This is a genomic window from Prochlorococcus marinus str. MIT 9401 (assembly GCF_000760095.1).
In the GTDB taxonomy this organism is placed as follows: Bacteria; Cyanobacteriota; Cyanobacteriia; order PCC-6307; family Cyanobiaceae; genus Prochlorococcus_A; species Prochlorococcus_A marinus_I.
The window spans coordinates 23,128-30,099 of the sequence record NZ_JNAR01000014.1 but is presented as its reverse complement, the minus strand read 5'-3'; the positions used below and the strand labels follow the sequence as shown (position 1 = coordinate 30,099).

Genomic DNA, 6,972 nt, shown 5'->3' with positions numbered 1-6,972 from the left:
AAAACAAGCGCCCTTGATTATTGGTTTGGGTGAAGGAGAATTTATTTGTGCTAGTGATACTCCAGCTATTGCAAACTTTACGAATATTATTCTGCCTATGGAGGATGAAGAAATAGCTTTACTAACTCCACTTGGAATTGAAATATATGACTCAAATAACGAGAGACAATATCGAAATCCAGTTTCTTTAAAAGTCTCAGATCAAATAATGGATAAGATGAATTTCAAGCATTACATGTTAAAAGAGATATATGATCAGCCTGAGACTGCAAAAAACTGGCTGGAAAATTATTTAACTAAAAATATAGATAATGGTCAATATCAAATCAACTATCCTTTTGATATAGATTTTTTTGAATCAATAGAAAGAATTGAAATTATTGCTTGCGGCACAAGTAAACATGCTGCAATGGTGGGAAGCTTTTTATTAGAACAATTTTCAGGTATTCCTACAAATGTTTTTTATGCAAGTGAATTTCGATATTCACCGCCTCCAATTTTGCCAAATACATTAACTATTGGAGTCACTCAATCTGGAGAAACTGCTGACACAATTGCGGCTATTGATATGGAAATTAAAAGACGTTCTTCAATTGAAGAAAAAAAATTTCAACCCAATCTTATTGCAATAACAAATAGAAAAGAGAGTTCCATAGGAAGGCAGGTTTCCAATATTATTGATATTTGTGCAGGAATAGAAGTTGGAGTTGCAGCAACAAAAACTTTTTTTGCTCAATTACTTTCTTTCTATGGATTAGCTATTAAATTTGCTCAAATTAAAGGTAATCAAAGTCCTGATGAAATAGGTCAATTAATAAATGAACTTATAAAACTTCCGCCATTATTGGAAGAGCTCATAGAGACACATAATAAATCTTCAGAAAAGCTAGCGCATGACTTTTTTAATATTAGGGATGTTATTTTTTTAGGAAGAGGAATAAATTATCCAATCGCTCTTGAAGGAGCGTTAAAACTTAAAGAAATTAGTTATATTCATGCAGCTGGCTATCCTGCTGGTGAGATGAAACATGGTCCAATAGCTTTATTAGACAAAAAAGTGCCTGTTATTTCAATTGCCTCACCTGGTGAGGTTTTTGATAAAGTTATAAGTAATGCTCAAGAAGCAAAAGCTAGAGATTCATATTTGATTGGGATTGCTCCTGAATGTAACGGTACTGAAATCTTTGATTATTTAATGAAAGTCCCTTCCTCTAATGAATGGATTTCACCTTTATTGAACATAGTTCCTTTACAATTATTGAGTTACCATATTGCAGCTCATAGGGGACTTGACGTGGATCAACCAAGAAATTTAGCCAAAAGCGTCACTGTGGAATAATTAGTTTTTCGCAAATTTTTATTTTTAAATTTGTAGTTCTAAAAGTCCATTTGGAGGATTAATTATCAAAAAATTATTTTTTATATCTACTAATGGAACTATTTCTTCAACAAATGGTATGAGAACTTTTTTTTGATTGTTCAATAGTTCAATAACAATTAAATTATTTTTCTCATTTTCTAAATTAATAACTTTCCCTATTGTTTTTAATTCTTTATTTTCAAAAGTCTTGACCTCTAGATTTATAAGTTCCAACAAGTGGAATTCTTCCTTTTTTAGTTTTGGTAGCTTATCTGTTTTTACAAGAATTTTAAACTTTTTAAGTTGCTCTGCATGATCTCTTGTATTTATTCCTTGAAGCTTAACAATGAAGGTTTCTTTGCCTGGCTGTTTGAAACCAGATATCAGTTCTATTTTTGAAGGAGTTTCCTTTTCTTTTTGCAACCATCTCAATCCCGGCTTTAAAAATCTTTCTTCAAAGTCACTAAGAGATTTAACCTTTACCTGTCCATTTATTCCATGACATGATGTTATTAACCCAACAACCAACCATTCATTTTTATTTATCATATATTGTATTAGAAAGAGTGTTTTATGGAATTTTCTACTAAACCGATACTCCCCGGTTCTCTCGTTATTGTAAAAGATACTAACTCTATATACAGAGGATATAAAGGATTCGTACAGAGAGTTACCAAAAAAAGAGCTGCTGTTCTGTTTGAAGGGGGAAATTGGGATAAACTCATAACTTTTCAGCTAACGAATTTAGAAATAGCATAAATTAGATTTTACCTATAGTTATAAATTTTTCTATCAGGACTCTAGCTGCATTTGTTTCTGCTTGTTTATGGGATTTGCCGAATGCAGATGATTCTTTTAATCCCTCAATAAATATATCGCAAGAAAATCTTTTAGGGTCCCCATTTTTCTTTGATACTTCAATTATTTTATAAAATGGTAAATCAAAACCTTTACTTTGACACCACTCTTGCAATATTGTTTTCGATTTGAATTTATATGGAGCTTTTAAAAATATTTTTGAATCTTCCTCCCAAATATTATCTAACCAAAGATTTACTTCCAGAATTGAATTAAAGCATTTGTAAAGGGCACCTATTAAAGCTTCTGTAGATTCTCCAATTATAGTATTTTTTGAATTTTCATCGCCCAGAGCTTTAGGTCCTTTAATTATTAATTTTTCTATATCAATTTTTTCTCCTAGTTTAATTAGCCATTCATCACTTACAATTTGTGCTCTTAACTCTGATCTCTCTCCCACACTCATTTGAGGATATTTTTTTTCAATAAAATTAGAAGCAGCTAATCTCAGGACTGCATCTCCAAAAAATTCGAGTTTTTCATAATTTGTTGTTTTATCCTCTGAGGAATGGATGAATGCTTGATTAAAATTTTGAATAATTGAAATATTTTGTGTTCCAATTATTTCAGAAAATCTTTTTGATTTTATATTTAAAGACTTTAAAAAAGTAGTTATTTGATTTACCCTCTTTTCGTTAATTATTTTTTTCATTTGATTTGAATAATCACAATAATTAGAAAGCAGGTCATAAGCCGGGTTCTGTTCATCTTAATTAAGATGGGCAATCATCTATCTAGGACTGGAATTACTTCACAGTCTCAAGCGGCGCTAAAAAGTAGATTGTGTAATGGTCATAAATCTACTAAGCCTTGCTCCCAGCCGGGGTTTACCTAGCCAACACTTCTCAATGTTGCTGGTGCGCTCTTACCGCACCCTTGCACCCTTGCCATACAAAAAAGTATTAGGCGGTATGTTTCTGTGGCACTTTCCTCACGGTTACCCGCACTGGGAATTACCCAGCAAGCCTGACCATGTGGGAGCCCGGACTTTCCTCAAAAAAGTTTTATTTTGTTTCCAAAATAAAACTTTCTCGCGATTGCCTCTCCTGCTTTCATTTAGCATAATGCTTAATACCCCAAAAATCATCTATTGGGGCTGTAGCTCAGCAGGATAGAGCAACGGTTTCCTAAACCGTAGGTCGTGGGTTCGACTCCCGCCAGTCCCGTAAAAATAAAAAACTATATGTAGTATATGTGCAAACTTGCTACTCTCTAGCTAGCGTATAGTTAGTAATAAATCTTGTATGGCTAAGTTGCATGATATGCGTTTAAAGCTCTTAATTCAACAAGAGCATGAACTTATTTCTAAATCTCAACCAAATGATTTAGATCTTTCAATAGTTCAAGCAAGATGCCTATGCTGGCTAGCTTTATTAGCGGAAGCTCACGAAGATCAGGCAAATGACGCTGAAAAAAGAGGTGATGCTGAACAAGCAATGGGATGGTTCGCTGATTCTATGAGACTAAGAGATGTTATTAATTTAGTTACTAGTATTGAGATTCCTTTGCCAGATAGTCCAGATTCACTTGATGAAAATGACGAATTATTAGATGGTCCTACAATTTTGCCCAAATAGTGAGATGATATAGAAAGAATTATATTTTCTTTTGGCTGAAGAACCATGTCAATGCTCTGATTGTCAGAGATTTTATAAAGAGCATGATCGTCTGATTAGAGAGTTTCCGACTTTTAAGCAGCAACAGGAATTAAATTGGGCATCTATTCAATCTTTTAGAACTCTTTGCACTAAAGTTACTGATGAGTTGCACAGAGAATTATCAGAAAGAGAATCAAATCAAAAAATTGTTCCGGAAGAAAACCATATTTCTGATAAAGAAATTAATGAGGCTTTAGTTGAGCTTGAAAGTGTTAATGCTTATTTATATTCAATTGAAGCATTAATGGAAAGAATATTTGATACAAAAATTTTCAATAATATTGAATCAAAATTTAAGGAAATTGCAAATGAATTAGCACCAGATCCATTAAATATGGATAGATTAATTTTGAATAGATTATTTCATCAAACTCCAGACTCACCAGACAAGAAAAATATTAATTAGTTAGTTCTTCGACATCACAAGTAATTTCAACTGGCATTGGAGAGACTTTCCAAATAGATTTACAATACTCTCTAATAGATCTATCTGAAGAAAAATATCCTGATCTAGCGGTATTTAATAAGGCCATTTTATTCCAAGATTTTTTGTTATTCCAGCATTTACTGACTACATCCTGTTTATTTAAGTAGTCTTCAAAATCAGCCATAACAAAAAATGGGTCATGTCCAGTCAAACTATTTAATAAAGGTTTAAATAATTCTTTATCTCCATTGCTAAAGTGCCCAATTTCAATTAGGCGAATTACTTCTTTTAGCTCAGCACATTGATCTATAAAAGTTTTGGGTGAGTAATTATTATTTTTTAAATCCATAATTTCGCTTTCAGTTTTACCAAAAAGAAAGAAATTTTCTTTTTTTACAAGATCTCTTAATTCCACATTGGCTCCATCTAAGGTTCCGATAGTTAACGCACCATTCATGGCAAACTTCATATTTCCAGTCCCAGATGCTTCTTTTCCAGCAGTTGAAATTTGTTCTGAGAGGTCAGTTGCAGGATAAACTATTTCACCAAGTTTAACGTTATAGTCAGGTAGAAAAACAACCCTTAATAAACCATCCATATCTGGATCAGAATTTACAACATCAGCAATACCATTAATGAATCGAATCATCAATTTTGCCATAAAGTAGCCAGGAGCAGCTTTACCTCCAAATATTATCGTTCTTGGAACTTCATAATTATTTGTGCCATTTTTAATTCTTAGATATTGAGCAATAATTTGGAGGGCGTTTAAATGTTGCCTTTTATATTGATGAATTCTTTTTACTTGAACATCAAATAAACTTGATGGATCTACAAGTATTCCAGTTTTTGAATGGATAAAATTAGATAATTTTCTTTTGCCATTTAACTTGGTTTCTTCAAATTTTTGTAAAAAATTATTGTCATCTTTTTTTTCTTCTAACTTCTGGAGGAGTTCCATATTTGTAATCCAATCAGGACCAACTTCTTCTTCTAGGAGGTTAGATAGTGATGGATTAGATAGCGCAACCCATCTCCTTGGAGTTACCCCATTAGTTACATTTGTAAATTTTTCAGGCCATAATTTTGCGAATTCAGGTAGAAGTTGTCTTTTTATTAGATCTGAGTGGAGGGCTGCAACACCATTAATATGGTGTGCTCCAATCGTAGCCAAGTGAGCCATCCGAACTGATTTGGAGCCTTCTTCATCAATTATTGAGAGTTTTTGAAGAATTTTGTCATCACCAGGGTAGCGGAGTCTTAATTGTTGTAGAAATCTCCAATTAATTTCATAGATAATTTCTAAATGACGAGGAAGAAGATCATTAAATAGACCTAAATCCCATTTCTCTAAAGCTTCAGGTAGTAATGTGTGGTTGGTATAGGCAACTGAAGAGGTTGTAATGTTCCAAGCTTTATCCCAACTTATTTGATATTGGTCAATAAGAAGTCGCATTAATTCTGCAACTGCAATAGCAGGATGTGTATCATTCAACTGGACAGTCCAATGTTTAGGGAATTCTGTTATTGGTATTGATCTTTTTTCAAGGCTTCTCAGCATATCCTGAAGAGAACAACTTACAAAAAAGTGTTGTTGTTTGAGTCTTAATCTTCTACCTTCGTCAGTCCCATCATTTGGATATAGAACTTTTGAAAGGGTTTCGGATGCAACTTTTTCTTCAACTGCACCATAATAATCACCAATATTGAATGCATAAAAGTCAAAACTTTCCGTCGCATCAGCTCTCCATAATCTTAATCTGTCACATGTATTTACTCTGTATCCTAAGACTGGAACATCATGAGGCACTCCAATAGCATGTTCCGAAGGGATCCATCTCGATCTGTAGTTGCCTTTATCATCTCTATAACTTTCAGTTCTGCCTCCAAAACCAACGAAACATGATTCATCTGGTTGTGGAAGTTCCCATGGCCATCCACCTTTTAGCCATTTATCAGTTACTTCAACTTGCCAACCATCTCTAATTAATTGATTAAATATACCAAATTCATAACGAATCCCATAACCAACTGCTGGAACTTGTAGAGATGCTAATGATTCCAAATAGCATGCTGCAAGTCTGCCAAGTCCACCGTTGCCTAATCCAGGCTCCTCTTCAACTTCAAGAATTGTTGACAATGATTCAATTCCAAATCTCTTTAAAGCATCTTCAGCTTCTTGAGTTATTCCTAGATTTAAGAGATTATTACTTAATTGAGGACCTATTAAAAATTCTGCTGATAAATAGGCTACTGTTTTTTGTGGTTTTTTTCTAATAACTTCTTGGCTGGCCAAATATCTTGTCATTAGCCTATCTTTAACTGCATAACTTAAAGCCATATATAAGTCGTGAGGACTTGCAGAAGTAGCTAACTTTCCAAGTGTATAGAAAAGATGGGCTGTCATTCCTTGGAAAACAGCATCAGAATCCATGCCAGCTTTCTCAGGATCTAGGTAGCAACCTGGGGTAGGTAAACGTAGATCAAAGGGTTCGTTGGAATTCATTGACTTATCCATATAACAGACAATAGCCATTTTTTTGAAAATTTCTTTGTTGTAACTTCAGATCCACACTTGTTGAGTATTTTTGCTTTTTTTTTACATATTTCTTAAAGTGGGCCCTCAATAAACTATCTTCCAATTAGGTAGTTTATTTTTTTCTCATTTC

Annotated in this window: 7 protein-coding genes, 1 tRNA gene and 1 other RNA gene; 5 read left to right on the top strand and 4 right to left on the bottom strand. The window is 33.3% G+C overall.

Annotated elements, in window-relative coordinates:
- A partial coding sequence (glmS, locus tag EV01_RS03805) for a glutamine--fructose-6-phosphate transaminase (isomerizing) (protein WP_032523295.1) occupies positions 1-1,339 on the top strand: 1,339 nt, incomplete at its 5' end.
- A 24-nt stretch (positions 1,340-1,363) separates the two neighbouring features.
- Here glmS and rimM read toward each other — a convergent pair.
- Entirely contained in the window at positions 1,364-1,909 is a 546-nt protein-coding gene (gene rimM, locus EV01_RS03810) for a ribosome maturation factor RimM (protein WP_032517939.1), read from the bottom strand.
- A gap of 24 nt (positions 1,910-1,933) precedes the next feature.
- Here rimM and EV01_RS0108950 point away from each other — a divergent pair, with 24 nt between their 5' ends.
- On the top strand, positions 1,934-2,119 hold the full coding sequence (locus tag EV01_RS0108950; RefSeq protein WP_032517938.1) for an NAD(P)H dehydrogenase subunit NdhS: 186 nt from the start codon (positions 1,934-1,936) through the stop codon (positions 2,117-2,119).
- A gap of 1 nt (position 2,120) precedes the next feature.
- Here EV01_RS0108950 and EV01_RS03815 read toward each other — a convergent pair whose 3' ends face one another.
- Both EV01_RS03815 and rnpB read right to left on the bottom strand, forming a co-directional pair.
- A complete protein-coding gene (locus EV01_RS03815; protein ID WP_032517937.1) occupies positions 2,121-2,870 on the bottom strand; it encodes a ribonuclease III family protein in 750 nt (249 codons plus the stop codon).
- A gap of 21 nt (positions 2,871-2,891) precedes the next feature.
- Positions 2,892-3,272, bottom strand: an RNA gene (gene rnpB, locus EV01_RS09280) — RNase P RNA component class A.
- A 38-nt stretch (positions 3,273-3,310) separates the two neighbouring features.
- On the opposite strand from rnpB, the gene EV01_RS03820 reads away from it, so the two are divergent.
- The 3 genes from EV01_RS03820 to EV01_RS03830 all read left to right on the top strand — a co-directional run bounded on the left by EV01_RS03820 (position 3,311) and on the right by EV01_RS03830 (position 4,282).
- Positions 3,311-3,384, top strand: a tRNA-Arg gene (locus EV01_RS03820).
- Positions 3,385-3,462: 78 nt separating this feature from the next.
- Positions 3,463-3,795: a hypothetical protein gene (locus EV01_RS03825; RefSeq protein WP_032517936.1), complete on the top strand. Its 333-nt coding sequence runs from the start codon at positions 3,463-3,465 to the stop codon at positions 3,793-3,795.
- A 31-nt stretch (positions 3,796-3,826) separates the two neighbouring features.
- Positions 3,827-4,282, top strand: a complete 456-nt coding sequence (locus EV01_RS03830; protein WP_032517935.1) for a hypothetical protein — start codon at positions 3,827-3,829, stop codon at positions 4,280-4,282.
- Here the strand turns inward: EV01_RS03830 and EV01_RS03835 are convergent.
- Positions 4,275-6,821, bottom strand: coding sequence for a glycogen/starch/alpha-glucan phosphorylase (locus EV01_RS03835; RefSeq protein ID WP_080725735.1), 2,547 nt, complete (start codon positions 6,819-6,821; stop codon positions 4,275-4,277). The two genes, EV01_RS03830 and EV01_RS03835, sit on opposite strands and share 8 nt — an antisense overlap.
- Positions 6,822-6,972 lie beyond the last annotated feature (151 nt).

What these genes read in the sequence shown, in the direction of transcription:
- rimM (WP_032517939.1), bottom strand. Translation starts at nt 1,909, where the DNA reads ATGATAAATAAAAATGAATGGTTGGTTGTTGGGTTAATAACATCATGT.
- EV01_RS03825 (WP_032517936.1), top strand. Translation starts at nt 3,463, where the DNA reads ATGGCTAAGTTGCATGATATGCGTTTAAAGCTCTTAATTCAACAAGAG.
- EV01_RS03815 (WP_032517937.1), bottom strand. Translation starts at nt 2,870, where the DNA reads ATGAAAAAAATAATTAACGAAAAGAGGGTAAATCAAATAACTACTTTT.
- EV01_RS0108950 (WP_032517938.1), top strand. Translation starts at nt 1,934, where the DNA reads ATGGAATTTTCTACTAAACCGATACTCCCCGGTTCTCTCGTTATTGTA.
- EV01_RS03835 (WP_080725735.1), bottom strand. Translation starts at nt 6,821, where the DNA reads ATGGATAAGTCAATGAATTCCAACGAACCCTTTGATCTACGTTTACCT.